The following is a 20,078-nucleotide window of genomic DNA, read 5'->3' on the forward strand; positions in this document are numbered from 1 at the left end:
CTAGACTAAGCTGATCTGACGCTTAATACTTTCTTCAAGGGAGATAATTGTCTCCGTACGCTGGATCCCAGGTACAGATTGGATATCTTCATTCAATACTTTTCTGAGGTGGACAGTGTCCCTACAGATAATTTTTGCAAAAATACTGTATTGGCCAGTACAATAATGTAACTCAACCACTTCTTTGATTTCTTTCAACTTATCTACCGCATCTGCATATTGTGAACCTTTTTCTAGATAGATACCGAGAAAGGCAGTGATGTCAAATCCAACTTTTTGGGGATTGATAATAAGATTTGAACCTCTGATGATACCTAACTCTTCCATCTTCTTCATTCTAACGTGGATGGTACCACCTGATACAATTAGCTTTTTTGCTATTTCAGTATAAGGAATAGAAGCATCATTCATTAGAATAGACAGGATTTGGATATCCAAATTGTCTAGATCATAGTTTGCATATTGATTTTCCATTAACAATGGGTTTTGTGTTTCATTCATTGGTCATACATCAAAATCTGACCAATAGCTAAAATAATTAAATTTATTTCAAAATTACTAAGAATTTTCGGTTTATAGATGTAAATTTAATAAAAAATACTTATTGATATTGATAATGTTATATGTTTTTGATCGAAAGTGCTTATAATTGTTTTAGAGGTGATTTTATTGTAAGGTTATCAGATAGTTTCGTTATCTTGTTATTCATGTCAGTGAGACGATAAAGATGTAGGATAAAGATCAAAAACAAAAGACAAGTAAATAAGTGGCTGATGTGTTAAACCAAAATCTCAATACGCATATTTAATATCTCAAGACTAAAATAAAGATGGAAGAAGTTCAAGATGTAAAGATTTCGAGGAAGAAGCCGATCTTTGAGGTAGGGGAAGGGCTTCACAAATATCTTAAGCTATATCAACGGGATGAAAAGTTACCCATTGGTTATAAGGATCTATTGAATTTTACGGAGACCGTACCGGTCATGGATAAATTTGGTAATGATACATTTTGGGAAACACCACTCTATCCTCAGTATCTTATTGATCAGCTATATGATGGGTTAAAGGTCATCTATGCCAAGCTTAAAGCTTCGGGCAACACACGTATTGTACAGCACAAATATATCGACCGTGTGGAGTACTGTGGTTTTGGTAATACACGGCCCTTTCGGATCCGTATTGTAAACCGATTGAATGACGTGTATGATTATTTCTATATCAAACAGGCGGATGCATCGCGGATCTACGGTTTAGAACTGGAGGAAATATTATCTCCGAACCAGGTCAATTATATGGTAGATCAGGATACGTTGGTAGAAGAGCATATCGTTGGTATTCCCGGTGATATATTTTCTCAAACAAGAATGTTCACGCCCGATTACAATTTGACACGTATTTCAAAGGAATTTGTCAAGTTTAACGAGCGTTGTATTATCACACTCTTGGGAGATATGCGGGCCTATAATTTTGTCATGCAGATTACACCTGATTTTGATGATTTTCAGTTTAGGATCAGGGCGATTGATTTTGATCAACAGTTTTATGAGGGAAATCCCAAGGTATATATGCCCCAATTTTTTAAAGAGAACTATCCCTATGTTAAGCTTGCGATGGAGCATTTGACCGAAAAAACGGTATTGCAATATCAACAGGAGGAGCGCTCTTCGATTGTGCATAGGGTACGGAGTGAGCGGCACCGGATCGCTGATCTTAGAGATGCTTCACAGATGCAGGTCCTCTCAACTCCGGAAAATATTAGGCAATTGCGTGAGGGGTACGCGGAGTTTTATCAGAATAATTCTTATTTGAAATGTAAGACAATGACTGATATTGTCGAATTAAATGTGAAAAATGTCATCCGACAGGTGCAGATGTAACTACTTGATCCGATCTTTGTTTTCTTTGATAAACGAGGACCAGCCGGAATAGGATTTTCCGCTTCCTGTAGTACTATTTTTTTGAAATGAATGGCAAACAGCAATTGCCAGCCCATCTGTCGCATCAAGAAATTGAGGTGTTTCCTCAAATTTTAATAGATTTTTGAGCATGGCCGAAACCTGTTCTTTCGTAGCATTTCCATTTCCGGTGACTGACTGTTTTATTTTTCTGGGTGAATACTCAAAGATCGGGATATCTTGTGCCAGTGCAGCTGCCATAGCAACACCCTGCGCCCTCCCCAGTTTGAGCATAACCTGAATATTCTTGCCGTAGAAAGGAGACTCCAGCGCGACACAATCGGGGTTATATTCTTGCATCAATGCAGCGGTCTTTTTAAAGATGCGTTGCAATTTTAGTGCATGGTCATCGAGGTGGCCCATTTTGATGACACCCATTGAAATAAGGGAGATGGTATTGCCAACTTCTTTGATAATTCCATATCCAAGGACTACCGTCCCAGGATCAATCCCCAGAATGATTCTTTCTTTCGCCTTTTCCTTCTGCATGTACAATATTACAAATTTTGCTTTTTATAAGTGGATTGCTGCACACAAAACTTAATCATTTGGCTAAAATTTAGTAACATTGCTCTCTAATTATCAAACGTTGACTGGGAGACAAAAAAAATACATCAGTCTTTTATTGAAGGTACTGGTTTTTGCACTTGCCACATGGTATATCATTACCAAGGTATCCGATAAGAGCAATATCGATAAATTTAAGACACTGATCACTGGATTAGAACAACACTCTGTTGTCTGGACATTGATATTGATCGTTGTTTTAATGCTTGTAAACTGGCTACTGGAGGTTGTCAAATGGCGCTATCTCGCTTCTAAGTTGGAGCATATATCTTTTTGGAAAGCATTTCAATCCGTTTTTTGTGGACTTACATGGGCGATTTTTACTCCAAATAGGATTGGGGAGTACGGTGGTAGGGTATTATTCCTTACACCGCAGAACAGGGCCAAAGGGGCTGTAGCGATGGGAGTTGGGTTGTTTGCCCAATTGGTATTGACAAGTGTTGCGGGCTCACTGAGTATAGCCTGGTTTGTCTGTAAATTTTTATCTACGCCTTTATCTGTCCAATTTGGAATATGGCTGCTCGCCATTATTTATGCCGCTGGATTTGTTATCTTGTATTTTAATGTGAGATGGGTGGATATGCTTGTAGGGCGGATTAAGTTTCTGACGAAAATCAAACCTTTTTTTGAGGTACTTGAACATTATTCTACAGCGGAACTGAGTATTGTTCTGGTCAATTCATTGGCAAGATTTATTATTTTCACTTCGCAATATATTATTTTGATGAAGCTGACTTTACCTGAGTTGCCCCTACTGTCCATGATCTTGATGATCTTTATCCTCTTTTTCGTTCAGGCTGCCCTGCCCACCTTGGATATTTTTGATTTTAGTGTGCGGAGTTTTGTTGCAAGTAATCTTTATAGCTATATTACAACCCAGGAGATTGCAGTGATGGCTATCGTATCGTGTATTTGGTTTGTTAATTTGATTCTCCCGGCGATATTTGGTTCTATTTTTGTCTTTAAGATTAATTTTTTCGGTGATACAAATTCTTAGTTATTTATTGATCAGTTTTGCCTGTGTGTACGCTATTCTCGTATTGTGGATGCGGAAGGGCTGGGCTAAGATCCAAGCACCTGATGGTAATTTAATTCCCACCAAAATGGTATCCGTAATTATTGCCGCCCGTAATGAAGAATTAAATATTCGAAGAACGATTGAATGTATCTTAAATCAGGCTTTTCCAAAAGATCTTCTCGAACTTATTATTATTGATGATCATTCGGACGATAACACCTCAGCAATTGTGAAAGAATTTACCGAACGAGGAGTCAAGTTAATTCAATTAAATGAGAATGGCCGGATGAATTCCTATAAGAAGCTGGCGATTTCAAGGGCAATTGACTGCTGTAAAGGGGAGATTATTATAACGACAGACGCAGACTGCAGGATGGGGCCAAACTGGCTAAAGACTGTAATCGGAACCTTTGAAAAGGAGGATGTTTACATGCTGTCTTCACCGGTACTGTATTCAGAGGAAAGAAGTTTTTTCGAGCGCTTGCAGACCTTGGAGTTCCTATATCTCATTGGTCTTGGCGCTGCGGGTATAGGGAATAGAAAGCCAACAACCTGTAACGGTGCGAATTTAGCTTATCGAAAAGATATATTTAAGAAAATGGGCGGGTTTAAAGGTATTGATGAACTTGCTTCTGGGGACGATGAATTATTTTTGCATAAGGTGGCAGAGAAATATCCTGAACGGATCGCATTTTGTAAATCAGAGGATGCTATTGTGTATACGGATGCCAAACCTGATCTTCGCTCATTTATAAGCCAAAGAAGACGTTGGGCCTCTAAAAGTACCAAGTATAAAAACAAGGGGGTTATCGCCTTGGGAATCGCAATCTGGCTGTTTAATGTGCTTTTACTGGTAGGGGGAGCCCTTGCTATCGCAGGCTTTAAAACAATTGGATGGGTCGTTATCTTCGCATTATTACTTAAAGTAGTCGTGGAGTTCCTATTTATCCAACCCTTAACCACTTTTGCGAAACGCACTACTTTGCTTTGGTATCTTCCAATATTAAGCCTAGCCCATATTCTATATTTAACTTATATTGGAATATTGGGGAATATTGGGAAATACGATTGGAAGGGCAGACAAGTCAAATAAACCCGGTTTAATTTTCTACTTTTCGCTTAATCGTTTCCTCAGCTAATTTTACAATTTCCTCAATATTTTTATCCGTTGTATCCAAAGGGTCCAATACCTCCCATGTCATATGTAAAAAAGGAGTTAGCGGATACATACCGTACTGTACCATCTCGTAAGATCCTTTGATTGCAATAGGGACAACCAACGCATTTGGATTTTTCTTTAATAATGTTGCAATTCCGCCAACGTGGAATGCTTTCATCTTGCCGGTTTTTGATCGAGTACCCTCAGGAAAGATAAAGGCGGACCAGTTCTTCGTTTTCATATTGTTGGCAAGTTTGAGGATCTCAGCTATAGACTGTTTGGGGTCATTCCGATCGATGTTGGCTGCACCGCCATGCTTTAGGTTGAACGAAATACTGGGAATACCCTTGGCCAGTTCAATTTTCGAAATGAACTTGCCATGAAATCTCCGTAGAAAATAGATGAGCGGCGGAATATCAAAAGTACTTTGATGATTGGCAACAAATATAATCGGCTGCCCTAAGGGGATGGATTTATTGTCGATAAAAGTGACCCTATTGAATAAGGTATAGTAGCAAGCAACCAAACATGCATTTAAGATGTCAACGCTTTTTTTATGGGCACTATAGCCACCTAATTTTAGGCATAGCCATTGGATAGGGTGGAATATAATTAAAGATAAGCCAAAACAGAACCAAAATATAATAGATAGGATATAGCCTAAAAACTTTTTCATACACTTTATTTAATGTTTACAAATATATCATTAAGCAACGGTTTTTGGAAAATATTGATAATATTGTGTTTTATTTTAATAATATTAATGTTATATTTAACAATATTAATGTTTGTTTTTTGGAATGAAAAAAATACCTGTAAATTGTCCATGTTGTGATGCAAAGCTAAAAGTCTCCAAACTGATCTGTGATTCCTGCGATACTGAAGTTGTTGGTAAGTTTACTTTACCCGTACTCATGCAACTGACAGTCGAAGAGCAGGAGTTTGTTCTCAATTTTTTAAAATATTCAGGTAGCTTAAAAGAGATGGCCAACCAGATGGGTAAATCTTATCCCACGGTTCGCAATATCCTAGATGATCTGATTCATAAGTTAAATACGTTTGCCAATGAAAATTAAGCAGTTGTTATTAAATCCCTTTGTGGATTTTTCGGAACGGGTATTGTTTGTTGTGGGTATCGCCGGCTTTTTATTTTCCAGTTATCTTGTCTATCTGTCAGGTGAGCAGTTTAATGGATTTATGCATTTCTATAAACCCCAAGCGCCCGTTTCTTTTATTGCGGTGTTAAAAGTTCATGTTTATATGGTTTTGGTTCCTTTAATTTTATTCTATGTAATAGGGAGGATACTAAACCATAGGACCAGAATCATCGATGTATTGAATGTTATGTTGATTGCGCCATTTCCACTTTATTTGGTTCTGCTACTAGGCAAACTATTGAATCAGGATGAGTTTACCAAACAGATTGATGAAGCCTTAAAAAATGGTGATCATACTCTATCGACTATAGATCAAGGCCAAATGATATTATTTGCTGTATTTGGAATATCGGCGCTATTTCTACTGTTTTATCAATTCTATCTATTGGTCAAAGGAATGAATGTTGCTGTAAACAATAAAAAGATTTGGGTAAGCATATTGTTTGTGGCATTATATTTTATGCTTGATTTAGGTATACAGTATTATTTTTGATAGCAAAGAAATGATGAAGAAAATTCTCTATTTATTTTTGATCTGTTTGCAGTTCTCATGTGCGGACGCACAGACCTTTGATGGTTCATGGAAAGGTGAGGTGAGTGTGTCTGGGCAGAAATTACTTTTGGTATTCAATCTAAAGCAGGATAGCAATGATAATTGGGCTGGGACTTTTGAAAGCCCCATGCAGACCTCCCTAAAGTTTCCTATTAATGCAATAAAAGTGGACAAGGACTCGATATATATCGATGTCAAAGCGATAGGTCTATATTATACTGGCTACCTGGATCGGGATAAAGATGTGTTGAAAGGTGTAATGAAACAGGGAAGCTTTGAATCTCCTATGTTATTGGTCCGCAGTGAGAGCGAGCAAAGTGGGCTTTCGCGTAAGCAGGATGTCTTTCCCCCATATGATTACATTGAAAAGGAGGTTACGTTTCAAAATGTGAAGGGCAATGCTACCTTAGCGGGAACACTTACTTATCCCAAAGCGGGAGGACCTTTTCCGGCTGTTATTCTGGTTAATGGAAGTGGACAACAAAATAGAGATTCGGAAGTGTTTGGTCATAGACCATTTAAGGTACTGGCAGATCACCTCAGTAAAAATGGTTTCGCGGTTTTGCGTTACGATGACCGCGGTATCGGTGGTTCCAAAGGGGAGGTTAATTTAGCAACAACAATTAACTTCGCATCAGATGCAAATGCTGCCGTGGATTTTGTGAGTAAGCAGTCGATGGTCAGAACCGATAAAATAGGTATCATTGGACATAGTGAAGGGGCTTTGATAGCGGACATGGTGGCAGCGGAAAACGATAAAGTCAACTATATTGCTTTACTGTCTGGTCCTGTCCTCAAAGGAGATTCTCTATTAATCCTACAAAGTTACGCTTTAGGAAAAGTGGCTGGATTAGCTGAGCCTGCTCTAGAAGTAAATAAGCGCAATAACAGAAAGCTATATGACATTCTACTAAGGGACGAGCCGCCGAAGGTTTTGGCAGAATCATTGGAAACAGAACTTATTCGTCAAAACAACGGGAATGCATTAACAGCTGATATGAAAATTAAATTGAGTCCTATGCTGATTCCATGGTTTAAAACTTTTATACGTATCGATCCAGCTTATTATCTGAAACAGGTGAAAGTGCCTATTTTTGCTACTTTTGGAGGAAAGGATATTCAGGTTCCTGCAAATGAAAATATCTACGCACTTCAACGCCTGCATTTGAATACGACAGATGTCACTATCAAAAACTATCCAAATCTGAACCATCTTTTTCAAAATGCACAAACAGGAAAAATTGAAGAATATTTTGAAAATCCGGAAAGTTTCAACGTGCAATTGATGGATGATCTCACGAATTGGCTTAAATTGAAAGCAAAGTAATTGGATCAAGATATTCGTATGAATGATAGCGATTGTTTAATAACCTTAAACAGGAGCTGTATATTAAAAGTTCAGCGCCCAATCTAAAGCTTTATCGGAGATAGAGCTTCAGATTGGACGCTAATAAAAGGAATATTTTAGCAATAGGGTACTTTGTGCTCGCTACTTATTAGGGAGTTGTATTGGCAACGGGAAGGATTTTGCCATTGAAATATTTATGCCCATTCTGTGCAAAATCAGCGATATATCTGCCCATTTCAAAAGCTAGTGTCCCAGCCTCCACGCCTGGGAACGCGGCTTCAAACATTTCAGTTTGTGATGATCCCAGGGCTAAGCAATTAACCTTGATCCCTTTTTCCTTAAATTCTTCCGCCAGGCATTCTGTTAAAATCGCCAATGCTCCTTTACTAGCAGAGTAGGCTGCTAGACCGGGGAACTTCATCGCGCCCTGAAAACCGCCCATACTACCGATGTTAACAATATGGGAACCTTCATGCATAAATGGAACAACCTGTTTAATCATATTGACATGACCTATGATATTTGTCTGAAGCATCTCTGCAAAGTCCTGCCCACTTGTCTCCATAAAAGGTTTATTCACTAATGCACCGGCATTGTTAATCAGGATATCAACAGTGTCGAATTTGGATTGAATAAAAGGGACTAATGTTGCGTAGTCATCATAAACAATATCAAATTGAGCAGGAAAGAGTGTTCCGCCATCATAATTGAGCTGACTTGCGATTTCGTGGAGTTTTCTCAATTTGTCTGCTGAACGGGCCAATGCAATAACTTTGTTGTCCTTTTTTGAGGTCAAATCAAGCACTGCCTCGAATCCGACTCCACTACTTGCTCCTGTGATAATAATATTCGCCATGTTTATCCTTCTAGTTTTTGACTTTGTTCAACTTCCTCTGCAGAAGGTAGTTTATCCTCCCCGATTGCCTTCGGATTGAAGATAAAATAAATTCCTGAGAGCGCAACGATTGCTGAGATAATATAAAATAACAACGTGATCAATACGGCATTGTGTGAATCGACATGAAATATACCTGCTCCCCACATGATGACAAGCTCCCGCATACCTAATCCACCTACCGAAAAAGGGATGATAGATACTAACGAAGATGCGAGAAATAGAAATAAATATGGTGAAAACTTCCCATTGAACCCTAATGCGTAAAGGATCAGGATTGCGGCAATTACTTGCATGGATTGTACACCTATAGCTTTTAAATGTGCCTTTAAAAAAGTTGCTTTATATTCTTTGAAAAATTTTGTGACAATAAAATAATAAAGGATACTACCCAATATAAATAATATGATCGTTAAGTAATTTGGTATGCCCAACTGTGGCATGTAAGTAATTAAAGCCGCTATTATTAGGCATAAGGCCCATAGACCACTTAGCCTATCTAAGAATAGGGCTGTAAATAATTTCCTGCCTTTGATACTGAACCTTTTCCGAAGAAAGAATATCTTGTAGCCATCTCCACCTACGCCTCCTGGTAAAATAAGGTTGTAGAATAGACCCAATTGGTAGAGTTTTAAATTATATTTCTCAGATACATCTAAGCCGATTGCCCGTAGAAAAGTCAATAAGCGGGAAGAGGAGATAAAAATTGAAACACTATATGCTAAGAGGGCTAGAAATAAATAGATGGGATTTGAATTAATGACAGCTTCTTTGAGATCTTTGAGTGAAACTTTGCTGAAAACCCAATATAAGGCTCCTACAGTAACGACAATCTTTAGTATGTTTTTTAGGATCTTTAAACCTTTTTTTTTATCCATAGAAGTTTATTTTTTCCAATCTTGATCGATTATACGATTTTGGAAAATTCAAAGTTAGGAACTTTGCCGAATTGTGCAATTCAACTTAGGCAATACTTGGGTAAATTCTTGAATACAATAAAATCAAATATAAAATACCAAATATCGTAGCCAGGGAAAATAGCCAATTTAGGTCAATTCTTTTATATTTGTGCTTAAGCACGGCAATCATTAATCCAACGATAAAACAAAATAATAAAATAGGGGCGATGAATGAAACCTTATTTGTAAAAGCGAGGCTGATTTGGCTTAATTTTGCCTTCGCTTCTTGTCCCAGAAACAGGGGATAGGCAGCAAAGGCCAGGAGAATAATGAATAACCTCAAAAGAGTTTTTGCAATTATTTTGCTTATGGTATGATTTTTGGCTGTAACCTTCATGAGCTGTGGATTAATTTACCCCAAAAATACAATTTGAAATTAAAATTTAGACATATGAATCGATTCGTTTTATCATTAGCAACTGTTTTTGCTACGGTGACTTTGTTCTCTTGTGGTGCACAAAAGCAAGGTACATCATCTGGAAACCCTGGTAATGGTTCTTCCAATACAAGTGCAGCGTCAGGACCGAGCGCCTCGGAGTGGAGATCTGCTGTGAAAGGAACCTGGACACTAAATTCAATCGATAGAGAAAACTTACCTTCTACTTTTACGATTAAAAGTGTCTTTGAAGAAGCTCCGGCTGAATGTTTTGTTGGTAGTAACTGGAATTTTATTGGCAATGGGAAGGGATCAATCACGTTCAACGCTCAAGGTACTTTATGTGCTCCGGGTGCATCACGTGAGATTTTTTGGTCTATATATAATCCGGGAAAAGGTCTAGGTGAACCGCAATTCCAATTTAAAAAAATCTACGCAGGAGACAAAGCTAAGAATGTAACGACAGGTTACCGCCTGGATCTGTCATATTCTGATGGTAATAAATTGATCATGAAAATGCCGTTGACAGTCGCCAATGGTGAAGCTTATTTAGTATTTAATTTCTCGCGTGTAAACTAAGGTCAAACGAGAAAAAAAGAATAACAAAAAGCTATAGGAATTCCTATGGCTTTTTTTGTTGAAAATTTAATACTTTTACAGTCCGAATCCGTCCTGATTTATTCAAAGTGCAAGAGAGCGAGTTGATGAATGAGACTGAAAAGCAAGTTCTGAATGGATAATCGCTTTTTGAAGCCAATAAATCGGATTGCTTCATCACCTTGTAAAAACAGATTGATCGGATTCAAACAGTATGATCCCTCCGGATTAGGCGGGAGATGCTTAATATAAAATAGAAATATGGCTGAACAAAACACGAAAACTGCATTGATAACAGGTATTACAGGTCAAGATGGTGCCTATTTAGCAGAATTCCTATTGAAAAAAGGTTATAGGGTTCATGGTCTAAAGCGCCGTAGTTCCCTATTCAATACTGATCGTATAGATCACCTTTATCAAGATCCCCATCTTGACAATAGAAATTTTACATTGCATTTCGGTGATTTGACAGACTCAACCAATTTGATCCGGGTTATTCAGGAAACTCAACCGGATGAAATTTATAATCTTGCTGCTCAATCCCATGTAAAAGTAAGCTTTGATACACCTGAATATACAGCTAATGCGGATGGCATAGGCACACTCCGTATATTGGAAGCTGTCAGATTGCTTGGAATGATTGAGAAAACACGTATTTATCAGGCATCTACCTCAGAACTATATGGTTTGGTGCAAGCGGTACCACAAAGTGAGACAACACCCTTTTATCCAAGAAGTCCTTATGCGGTTGCCAAAATGTATGGCTATTGGATTACGGTGAACTATCGTGAAGCTTACAAGATGTATGCATGTAATGGAATTTTGTTCAATCACGAAAGCCCGGTCCGAGGGGAAACTTTTGTGACCCGTAAAATAACGCGGGCAGTGGCAAAAATTGCATTGGGACTGCAGGACAAACTTTATCTTGGAAATCTTTCTGCTCAGCGTGATTGGGGACATGCAAAAGATTATGTTGAAGCAATGTGGCTAATCCTGCAACAGGAAAAACCTGAGGATTTTGTAATCGCAACAGGAGTTACCACAACTGTCAGAGATTTTGTTCGTTTGGCTTTTGCCGAATTGGGGATAGAAATAGAATTTAGCGGGAAAGGTGAGCAGGAAAAGGGAGTTATAATTGATGTGGATGAGGAACGGCTAGCAGCGTTGAATATTGATAAATCATTGATTAAATTCGGACAAACTGTTGTTAAGGTAGACCCTGCTTATTATCGGCCAACCGAGGTTGATTTACTCATTGGAGATCCGACAAAAGCAAATACCAAACTGGGCTGGACACCTAAATATGATCTTCAAATGTTGGTAACAGATATGGTACAATCGGATCTCCATTTGATGAGGAAGGAAGAATACCTGAAACAAGGTGGTTTTCAGACACTCAACTATTTTGAATAATTCATAATTAATAAGGAAAAAATAAAACTGGAATAATTTTTGTTTAAACATTCAAATGGTATGAATCACTAAGTTCATATGATGAAAATGACAGTGCATGTATTATGATGAATTCAGAGGTTGTTTCGAGTAAAAAGGAAGACGAAAAGAAGAAAGATTCTTCTAAGGTGTATTTCTTCATTATCGCGATAGCGGCGTTACTCGCAACGAATATATATTTTTATGTTAAGTTTAAGACGAACGGAGAAAAAGTCTATGCTCTAACAGTGGAAAAAGAAAACCTTCAGGTACAGATCGATCGGATAGAAGCCGAATTGGATAAGATTGATATTGAAAATGTTCAATTGACTCCTGAAATGACTGTACAAAAAGAGGATTCGCGAACAGAGATTGCCGAGCTCCGTAAGAAACTCGAAGATAAGAGTATAAATTCTAAGGATATTGATGACGCTCAACGCAAAATAAACCTGTTAAAAAAGCAGGTTGATAACTATCGAGTAGATGTTCAGCGATTGATTCAAGAGAATCAGATTTTATCGAAGCAAAATTTGAATTTGAATGAATCTGTAGTCGAAAAAAATAAGCAAATTAATTCTTTGACCACCACTAATTCTGAATTGAAGGAAAAGGTAACAACGGCATCTGCGTTGAAAGTGTCAAATATAACGATCAATGGACTTGAAGTTAAAAGAAATGGAAAGGAATCTGTTGAAGAACGTGCTAAGCGCGTGGATAAATTAAAGATCAATTTTACCGTCGCAGACAACCCGCTTGCTAAAATTGGAGAACGTGACATTTTCATAAGAATAATCGACCCTCAGGGGAATCTTGTCGTTCAAGGGGATAATATTTTCTTTGTGCACGGTGAAAAACTACAGTATACCTTTAAGCATAATATTTTGTTTACGAATAAGGGTGAGGATTATGTCGTGTATTGGGCTGCTGAAGATGGTTTTGCTAAGGGAGCATATACCGTATTGCTTTATGAGGATAATGCGATCATGGGTAGATCAGCTGTCGTATTACGCTAAGAATATATTATATTTAGAATATAGAAGCGGCAGTCCACATTTGGACTGCCTTTTTCTTTTAATTTTGTATCGGCACTTTCCGCGGGATTTTTAAATATTTACTTCCGGGCTAAGCGCCACATTTTGCTGGCTTCCTTTATTTTGCAACTCAATTTCATACCGGTTTTTTTCGCCCTTCTTTATTTTAGGGATTCGAACTAAATGGGGCTCGCGGGCTATGCTTTAAAATAGATCACAACAGCTACAGAATTATTTGCTTAACAGCATTTTCCGGGCAACTCTTGTTTTCTGTGGATCTCGCCTCATATAGCGCTCACCGCAAAAGAGACTACAAGGCATACAATATATATAAGCTTTGTAATTCCCACAACAAGGGGGTTGCTGAAGCTTTTGATGGTGTTCCTTGCGCCTGGATCACAGTTTTTCGATATTCCTAGGCTCTTTATCAGGAAAGTTTTAATATCGTGGATTGTCTAAAATCCACAATAACTAAGATTCTATTTGTTGTAATGGAAGTAAAATATGGAATGTCGTGCCTTCACCCTCCGTTGTCTCAAAATAGATCTGCCCATTACATGCTTCAATAGTTTTTTTCACAAGCACCAAGCCAAGACCATTTCCAGAACTTTTTGTCGTAAAGTTGATCTGGAATATTTTATCTTTCATTGCTTCCGGAATGCCATAGCCATTATCTTTGACATCTATTTTGACAAATTTGTCGGAGTATCGTTCGATAGAGATCTCTATCTTCATATTTTTTCGTCCATAACCTCCTTCGATCGCATTTTTTATCAGATTATTGAACGTCCGCAATAACTCATTTCCATCTGCCTTAACAATTAAGGTCTTCTGATCAGCGTTATTTATTAATCGGATATTGACATTTGGTGTGTTATCGTATACTGATATCGACTTCGTAATCTTCTCCACAATATTAATGTTTTCCATTACTGTCGTCGGAAATTTTGCAAAATGAGAAAACTCCGAAGCGATTTGTGTTAAAGCATCTATTTGTTCAATAAATGAAGTTGAGAATTTATTGAAGCGATCTGGGAATCTCGGATCATCATCTTTGTAAGATCTCCTGAGCTGCTGTATGCCTAATTTCATTGGCGTTAGCGGATTTTTGATCTCATGTGCAATCTGTTGAGCCATTTCCCGCCAGGTCGATTCACGTTCGGTATCCTTTATTTTATTGGCGTAGTCTTCCAGCTTAATGATCATAAGATTATACTCTTTGATCAATGTACCTATTTCATCATTTCGTTGCCAGAATAAAGGCTCGTTGGGTTGCCCTAATCGTAATTGGGATATTTTTTTACTGATTATACTGAGCGGATTGGTCACACTATTGGCCACGAAAGTTGCATAAAAACCGAAGCCAATGATAATAAGAGAATAAATATTGACAATGGTGTTTAATAATAGATTTTTATTGATATTCTCTTCTTTTTGAAGGGAGAAGTTCGGAATGCCGATATAGGCCAATGTACTATAATCCTTGTCCCTTATTGTGGCATAACTCGTCTCAAACTGGAACGTTCCGATACGCTCATCTTCTATTGTTTCTGATTTTTTGAGTAGGGAGAGGTTTTTGAGCGCTGCCGGATTAATAAATGTGGAGAAGAGCTCCAGATCATAAATTCTGCGCTGGGAACTATAGAGTAACCTGCCCGATTTTGAGTATAAGTTGAAATCTTTGGATATTGTTTCCGATAAAGTCTTTAGAATACTAATGAGCTGATTTTCATTAGAAACCTGGTCGGTATAAGTCAACATATTTTCCATCCGTTTCCCCAGCTCAATGATAAAGCGCTCTTTGCTATTTCTGTTATTGTTGTAAAGCTGTTTATTTATGCTGATATATGAAATTACAGCTGATATCAGAATGGCCAATATAACCGAAGAAATAATCGAGGTCTGAATACGTGTGGAATACTGTATTTTGTTGATGATTTTATAGAACTGATATTTTAAGTTACGGACGGTAAGTTTCGTATTCTTGAGAAAGATATAAAATGATGTCGCATAATGGAAAATCATGAAGATTATGAAAAAAATCAAAAACAGAAAAGAGGTTGTAGCTATATAGTCCCAGAAAGAAGGCTTTTGTTTACTTATGATATAAGTTGAAAAGCTATTAGCCACATACGCGATGTGCAGGTACGAATCTCGGTCCAGTATTTCAATATATTTCCCTGGAGTACCTTTTAATCCCCGGAGGTTATTTTCGTACGTATATTTTCCAAACTGGGTAACCAACGAACCACCCTTATAAAGAGCAATCGAATAGTCGTCCTTATTATAATATTGCGAATTATTAATCCGCATATCTGTTAATATCTCGGGATAGGGGACCGTGTAGCTAAAATCCTTATTTGAAAGATTGATAATCACGTTGATGATCCTATTTTGATCAATTGCCACTGGAATGATCGAAAAGTACTCATGGGTTCCCAGTTCAGCACTGGCGCGGTAGAAATTTTGAGTGACTTTTATTGATTTGTTGATTACTTTTTCTCTATACTCATTAATTCTGTTTTGATCATTTGGATTTATTGGAATATTATTCTGATCATAGTAATAAGCCTTAAATTCATATTTGGAGAGGTATCCACTAAAATATTTCTTCTTGATGAAATCATTGATTCCCTCTGTATTGGTATTGGGAAGACTAATGTTAAACAGGTGCTTTAATTCTTTATCATTGGAGATACCACTTTCAATGTCCGAAAATAGTGAAACGGCATTTAGATCGTCTTCTGACTGTAGATTGTTCAACAATATCTTCATGTCAATAAGATCCCGTTCTTGGTAGAAACGTGCATGAGTAATTGTACTTATGATCGCCCAAAGAATCAAAACAGCAATGTAGTTCGTCAAAATATGCCTGTCGAAATATTTTTCACCAAAGGATTTTATTAGAATAATCAAGGCTAAAAGCAGATTAACTAGGCTGTTTTTTTCAATGTAGATTGAAATAACCAGAATGACAAAAATGACACTGGCTAATTGGATATTTAATAGTTGGGTGGGCTTTAATTCTAACTTTTTAAGAAAGAATAATACGAGGTCAATGTAAATACTTAATGCTAATATCCCCATGCCAACAATACCAAGATCTACCCAGCTTAGGAAATGTAGATCAACGAGTTTGGTAAAGTCAAAATAGATATTATTTGAATGGGTAATTAGTGTTCCGGCTATATCATATAAAAGTGCAAAGGATAAATATATACTTAGGATAAATCCAATCGCAATGGGTAGTTTAAAGATCCGAAGAGCTTTTATTTTATCGAAGTTGAGTTCTTTTCGAATTGAATAGATAAATAGTATGAGCCAAAGGATCAATATTGTGGTTGATAGAACGGACCAAATATTAGGGAAGAAACTATTGTAAGCATAGTTTCGGGAATCGAATATAGCGAACGTCGCATTTTCAGAAAGCAAATTCCATTTCAGATCCGCGAATTTGACAAGAATAAATACGCCTGCAAGTAGTGCTACCGCTCCCCAAGCTCTTCTGGTCTTAGCCATGTGGAGACAGAGGCTATTGAAGAATATCAATAGAGCAATCCAGGCCAACAACCAGCAAAAAAACTGCAAAATGGTATAGATATTTTCGTGATCACCTTCTTTGAGCTTAACGGAAAAAAGATAGGATCCCTCCGAACTATAGATATTTTTGATTGCAACGGTATCAGTATAAGATGCAATGTCAATATTTCGTGTGTCGAAGAAATTTCGTCGTAAAGAAGAGTTTAGATACGGATTATTGTTATTAGTATAAGGCTTAACAAGGACATAGGCAAGTATGCTTATATTTCCGATTGTTTTCTTACGAACGATGTAGGAACGATTATCGTCTTGTACAAAATTCGACTTTTCCAAAAAACCTTGATCAGTGATGGGAACAAATAAATGTGTGCTCCACATTTTCGGTTCGTGATCCTTAAATAAGAATAGATAAACCTTTTCATCATTTTTATACCTTTCAAAAGCTTGATAGACAGCTATAGGATATTGATCGTAATTCTTGAATGTTTTTAGCAGCAATGAGTCCTTAAAAATACGGTCTACTTTTTTCTCTTGTTTGGTAATATAATCATTGAGCGATTTTGTATCAATATCAAGTATTTCTTTATTTGTAACAGATTCTTTGATGGTGATCGCTGTTCCTATAAAGCAAAGTGTTAAGATCAGTAGTAGTAAACGAATTTTTATACCAGAATTCACGTGAGTCAATTTACATTATTGTAAATATAAAAAAAAGTCCTTGCTTTCTTAGGGCAAGGACTTTTATATTATTTTATGCCAAACGCATTATTATGCGTGTGGTTCTTCCTGTCTGAAGATTTTAGCAGTCAAATACTCGCGGTTTAAACGAGCGATATTCGTTAATTTAATACCAACAGGACATTCTGCTTCGCAAGCACCGGTATTCGTACAGTTACCGAAACCTTCAGCATCCATTTGATCTACCATTGCTTGTGCACGTTCGTAACGCTCAGTTTGACCTTGAGGTAACAATGCAAATTGAGATACTTTTGCTGATACGAATAACATCGCAGAAGCGTTTTTACAAGCTGCAACACAAGCACCACAACCGATACATGTAGCCGATTCGAAAGCTTCGTCAGCAATACGTTTAGGGATAGGAATTGTATTGGCGTCAGGAACACCACCTGTATTGATATTTACATATCCACCTGCTTGTTGAATGCGATCAAAAGCTGTACGATCAACTGCTAGGTCTTTCAATACCGGAAATGCCGCAGCTCTCCAAGGTTCGATGACGATCGTCTGTCCATCGTGGAAGCTACGCATGTGTAATTGACATGTTGTCGTACCTTCTTTAGGACCATGAGGGCGACCATTGATTACTAATGAACACATTCCGCAGATCCCTTCACGACAGTCGTGATCGAAATATACAGGGTCTTCACCTTTACGTGTCAATTCCTCATTCACAATATCAAGCATCTCTAAGAAAGACATATCATCAGCGATGTTATTTGCCTGATAAGTTACAAATTGACCTTTATCTTTATCATTTTTTTGACGCCAAACTTTCAGCGTTAAATTCATATGTTGTGCCATGATAATTTTCCTTCTTATTTATAACTTCTTTGTGTTAACTGAACGTTTTCGAATACCAAGTCTTCCTTGTGTAATTGCTCTGGTACATTGTCTCCTTTGTATTCCCAGGCAGATACATAAGCGAATTCCTCGTCATTACGTTTTGCTTCACCTTCTTCAGTTTGGCTTTCCAGACGGAAGTGACCGCCACAGGACTCAGCCCGTTGCAATGCATCAACAACCATTAATTCACCCAATTCCAAGAAGTCTGCTACACGGCCAGCTTTCTCTAAAGAAAGATTTAATTCTTCGTTCTCTCCAAGAACTCTAACATTCGTCCAGAATTCTTTTTTCAATTCCTGGATCAAACCTTGTGCTTTTTGTAATCCTTCAGCTGTACGAGCCATTCCACAATATTCCCACATGATGTGGCCTAATTTTTTGTGGATATCATCAACAGTTTGTGTACCATTTAATGATAACAATTTGTTGATTTTTGCTTCGACTTCTTTACGTGTAGATTCGAATGCAGGATGGCTGTGATCTACCGGTGCGAAAGAACCTAATTTAGCAAGGTAATCACCCACAGTGTAAGGAATAACGAAATAACCATCAGCAAGACCTTGCATCAATGCCGAAGCACCTAAGCGGTTTGCACCGTGGTCAGAGAAGTTACACTCACCTAATGCGTACAAACCAGGGATTGTCGTCATCAAGTTGTAGTCAACCCATACACCACCCATTGTATAGTGAACCGCTGGGTAAATACGCATTGGTTGTTTATACGGGTTCTCGTCAGTGATCTGATAGTACATGTCAAATAAGTTACCATATTTAGCACGTACAGCATCTTCGCCTAAACGACCGATCGCTTCTTTGAAATCCAAGAATACCGCGAAACCAGTTTTACCAACACCACGACCATCATCAACAGCTTCTTTAGCGTTACGTGACGCTACGTCACGAGGTACCAAGTTACCGAATGATGGGTATTTACGTTCCAAGAAATAATCTCTGTCGTCTTCTTTGATATCATTGGCTTTGATTTCGCCTTTGCGCAACTTCTCAGCCATTTCGCGAGTTTTGGGAACCCATACACGGCCGTCGTTACGTAAAGACTCAGACATCAATGTCAATTTGGATTGATGATCTCCAGTTACTGGAATACAAGTTGGGTGAATTTGCGTGTAACAAGGGTTAGCGAAGTAAGCACCACGTTTGTGCGCTCTCCAAGCTGCTGTAACGTTACATCCCATTGCATTTGTAGACAAGAAGAATACGTTACCATAACCACCAGTACACATCAATACAGCATGTGCTGCATGTGTTTCAATTTTACCCGATACCAAATCACGAGTTACGATACCTTTGGCATGACCATCAATCATAACCAAATCCAACATCTCATGACGCGTATATGATTTTACTTTTCCTTTTTTGATTTGACGGTTTAATGCTGAATAAGCACCCAGCAATAACTGTTGTCCAGTTTGACCACGTGCGTAGAATGTACGGCTTACCTGAGCACCACCGAAAGAACGGTTATCCAATAAACCGCCGTATTCACGCGCAAAAGGAACACCTTGTGCAACACATTGGTCAATGATGTTTACAGATACTTCGGCCAAACGGTAAACGTTTGCCTCGCGTGAGCGGTAGTCACCACCTTTGATTGTGTCGTAAAATAAACGGAATACAGAGTCACCATCATTTTGGTAGCTCTTTGCCGCATTAATACCACCTTGAGCCGCAATAGAGTGCGCCCGACGAGGTGAATCTTGGTAACAGAAAGTAATTACATTATATCCTAACTCAGCTAAAGATGCGGCAGCGGATGCGCCAGCAAGACCTGTACCAACAACGATAATGGTAAATTTACGTTTGTTAGCAGGGTTAACCAACTTAAGATTAAATTTATGATTTGACCACTTTTGGGCTAATGGGCCCGCTGGTACTTTTGAATCTAACATAT

18 protein-coding genes are annotated in these 20,078 nt (G+C 37.9%); 9 read left to right on the forward strand and 9 right to left on the reverse strand.

Going from position 1 to position 20,078, the window contains the following annotated elements; translation table 11 throughout:
• A complete protein-coding gene (locus ABDW32_RS18610; RefSeq protein ID WP_046674894.1) occupies positions 1-474 on the reverse strand; it encodes an Lrp/AsnC ligand binding domain-containing protein in 474 nt (157 codons plus the stop codon).
• A gap of 355 nt (positions 475-829) precedes the next feature.
• On the opposite strand from ABDW32_RS18610, the gene ABDW32_RS18615 reads away from it, so the two are divergent.
• On the forward strand, positions 830-1,876 hold the full coding sequence (locus tag ABDW32_RS18615; protein WP_343565080.1) for a hypothetical protein: 1,047 nt from the start codon (positions 830-832) through the stop codon (positions 1,874-1,876).
• On the opposite strand, the gene ruvC is transcribed toward ABDW32_RS18615, so the two are convergent.
• A complete protein-coding gene (ruvC, locus tag ABDW32_RS18620; RefSeq protein WP_343565083.1) occupies positions 1,877-2,443 on the reverse strand; it encodes a crossover junction endodeoxyribonuclease RuvC in 567 nt (188 codons plus the stop codon).
• A 100-nt stretch (positions 2,444-2,543) separates the two neighbouring features.
• On the opposite strand from ruvC, the gene ABDW32_RS18625 reads away from it, so the two are divergent.
• Complete coding sequence (locus ABDW32_RS18625) at positions 2,544-3,518, forward strand: lysylphosphatidylglycerol synthase domain-containing protein (RefSeq protein ID WP_343565085.1); 975 nt, start codon at positions 2,544-2,546, stop codon at positions 3,516-3,518.
• Positions 3,502-4,632, forward strand: coding sequence for a glycosyltransferase (locus tag ABDW32_RS18630; protein WP_343565087.1), 1,131 nt, complete (start codon positions 3,502-3,504; stop codon positions 4,630-4,632). Before ABDW32_RS18625 ends, ABDW32_RS18630 begins: the two co-directional genes overlap by 17 nt.
• 7 nt (positions 4,633-4,639) lie before the next feature.
• On the opposite strand, the gene ABDW32_RS18635 is transcribed toward ABDW32_RS18630, so the two are convergent.
• Complete coding sequence (locus tag ABDW32_RS18635) at positions 4,640-5,374, reverse strand: lysophospholipid acyltransferase family protein (protein ID WP_343565089.1); 735 nt, start codon at positions 5,372-5,374, stop codon at positions 4,640-4,642.
• A gap of 124 nt (positions 5,375-5,498) precedes the next feature.
• Here ABDW32_RS18635 and ABDW32_RS18640 point away from each other — a divergent pair, with 124 nt between their 5' ends.
• The 3 genes from ABDW32_RS18640 to ABDW32_RS18650 are packed head-to-tail and all read left to right on the forward strand — an operon-like array spanning position 5,499 to position 7,735.
• Positions 5,499-5,774 carry a DUF2089 family protein gene (locus tag ABDW32_RS18640; RefSeq protein WP_343565091.1) on the forward strand — a complete coding sequence of 92 codons (276 nt, stop codon included), beginning with the start codon at positions 5,499-5,501 and terminating at the stop codon, positions 5,772-5,774.
• On the forward strand, positions 5,764-6,348 hold the full coding sequence (locus ABDW32_RS18645; RefSeq protein WP_343565093.1) for a YIP1 family protein: 585 nt from the start codon (positions 5,764-5,766) through the stop codon (positions 6,346-6,348). Before ABDW32_RS18640 ends, ABDW32_RS18645 begins: the two co-directional genes overlap by 11 nt.
• A 10-nt stretch (positions 6,349-6,358) precedes the next feature.
• Positions 6,359-7,735 carry an alpha/beta fold hydrolase gene (locus tag ABDW32_RS18650; protein WP_343565095.1) on the forward strand — a complete coding sequence of 459 codons (1,377 nt, stop codon included), beginning with the start codon at positions 6,359-6,361 and terminating at the stop codon, positions 7,733-7,735.
• Positions 7,736-7,904: 169 nt separating this feature from the next.
• On the opposite strand, the gene ABDW32_RS18655 is transcribed toward ABDW32_RS18650, so the two are convergent.
• The 3 genes from ABDW32_RS18655 to ABDW32_RS18665 all read right to left on the reverse strand — a co-directional run bounded on the left by ABDW32_RS18655 (position 7,905) and on the right by ABDW32_RS18665 (position 9,947).
• Positions 7,905-8,612: an SDR family oxidoreductase gene (locus ABDW32_RS18655; protein WP_343565097.1), complete on the reverse strand. Its 708-nt coding sequence runs from the start codon at positions 8,610-8,612 to the stop codon at positions 7,905-7,907.
• Positions 8,613-8,614: 2 nt separating this feature from the next.
• Positions 8,615-9,529 carry a lysylphosphatidylglycerol synthase transmembrane domain-containing protein gene (locus ABDW32_RS18660; RefSeq protein WP_343565099.1) on the reverse strand — a complete coding sequence of 305 codons (915 nt, stop codon included), beginning with the start codon at positions 9,527-9,529 and terminating at the stop codon, positions 8,615-8,617.
• Positions 9,530-9,614: 85 nt separating this feature from the next.
• On the reverse strand, positions 9,615-9,947 hold the full coding sequence (locus ABDW32_RS18665; protein ID WP_343565101.1) for a hypothetical protein: 333 nt from the start codon (positions 9,945-9,947) through the stop codon (positions 9,615-9,617).
• Between the two features lie 54 nt (positions 9,948-10,001).
• Between ABDW32_RS18665 and ABDW32_RS18670 the strand changes: the two genes are divergently transcribed.
• The 3 genes from ABDW32_RS18670 to ABDW32_RS18680 all read left to right on the forward strand — a co-directional run bounded on the left by ABDW32_RS18670 (position 10,002) and on the right by ABDW32_RS18680 (position 13,027).
• Positions 10,002-10,565 (forward strand): hypothetical protein, encoded by a 564-nt coding sequence (locus ABDW32_RS18670; protein WP_343565103.1) that lies wholly within the window; start codon positions 10,002-10,004, stop codon positions 10,563-10,565.
• 279 nt (positions 10,566-10,844) lie between these two features.
• The gene (gmd, locus tag ABDW32_RS18675; RefSeq protein ID WP_343565105.1) at positions 10,845-11,996 is read left to right on the forward strand and encodes a GDP-mannose 4,6-dehydratase; all 1,152 of its coding nucleotides are present in this window, start codon (positions 10,845-10,847) and stop codon (positions 11,994-11,996) included.
• 104 nt (positions 11,997-12,100) lie between these two features.
• On the forward strand, positions 12,101-13,027 hold the full coding sequence (locus ABDW32_RS18680; protein ID WP_343565107.1) for a hypothetical protein: 927 nt from the start codon (positions 12,101-12,103) through the stop codon (positions 13,025-13,027).
• A gap of 489 nt (positions 13,028-13,516) precedes the next feature.
• Here the strand turns inward: ABDW32_RS18680 and ABDW32_RS18685 are convergent, their stop codons facing one another.
• The 3 genes from ABDW32_RS18685 to ABDW32_RS18695 form a co-directional block, all read right to left on the reverse strand.
• Positions 13,517-17,263, reverse strand: coding sequence for an ATP-binding protein (locus tag ABDW32_RS18685; protein WP_343565108.1), 3,747 nt, complete (start codon positions 17,261-17,263; stop codon positions 13,517-13,519).
• A 90-nt stretch (positions 17,264-17,353) separates the two neighbouring features.
• Positions 17,354-18,127 carry a succinate dehydrogenase/fumarate reductase iron-sulfur subunit gene (locus tag ABDW32_RS18690; protein ID WP_175992101.1) on the reverse strand — a complete coding sequence of 258 codons (774 nt, stop codon included), beginning with the start codon at positions 18,125-18,127 and terminating at the stop codon, positions 17,354-17,356.
• Positions 18,128-18,141: 14 nt separating this feature from the next.
• The gene (locus ABDW32_RS18695) at positions 18,142-20,076 is read right to left on the reverse strand and encodes a fumarate reductase/succinate dehydrogenase flavoprotein subunit (protein WP_343565111.1); all 1,935 of its coding nucleotides are present in this window, start codon (positions 20,074-20,076) and stop codon (positions 18,142-18,144) included.
• Positions 20,077-20,078: the final 2 nt, after the last annotated feature.

Source organism: Sphingobacterium sp. (assembly GCF_039596235.1).
Classification (GTDB): domain Bacteria; phylum Bacteroidota; class Bacteroidia; order Sphingobacteriales; family Sphingobacteriaceae; genus Sphingobacterium.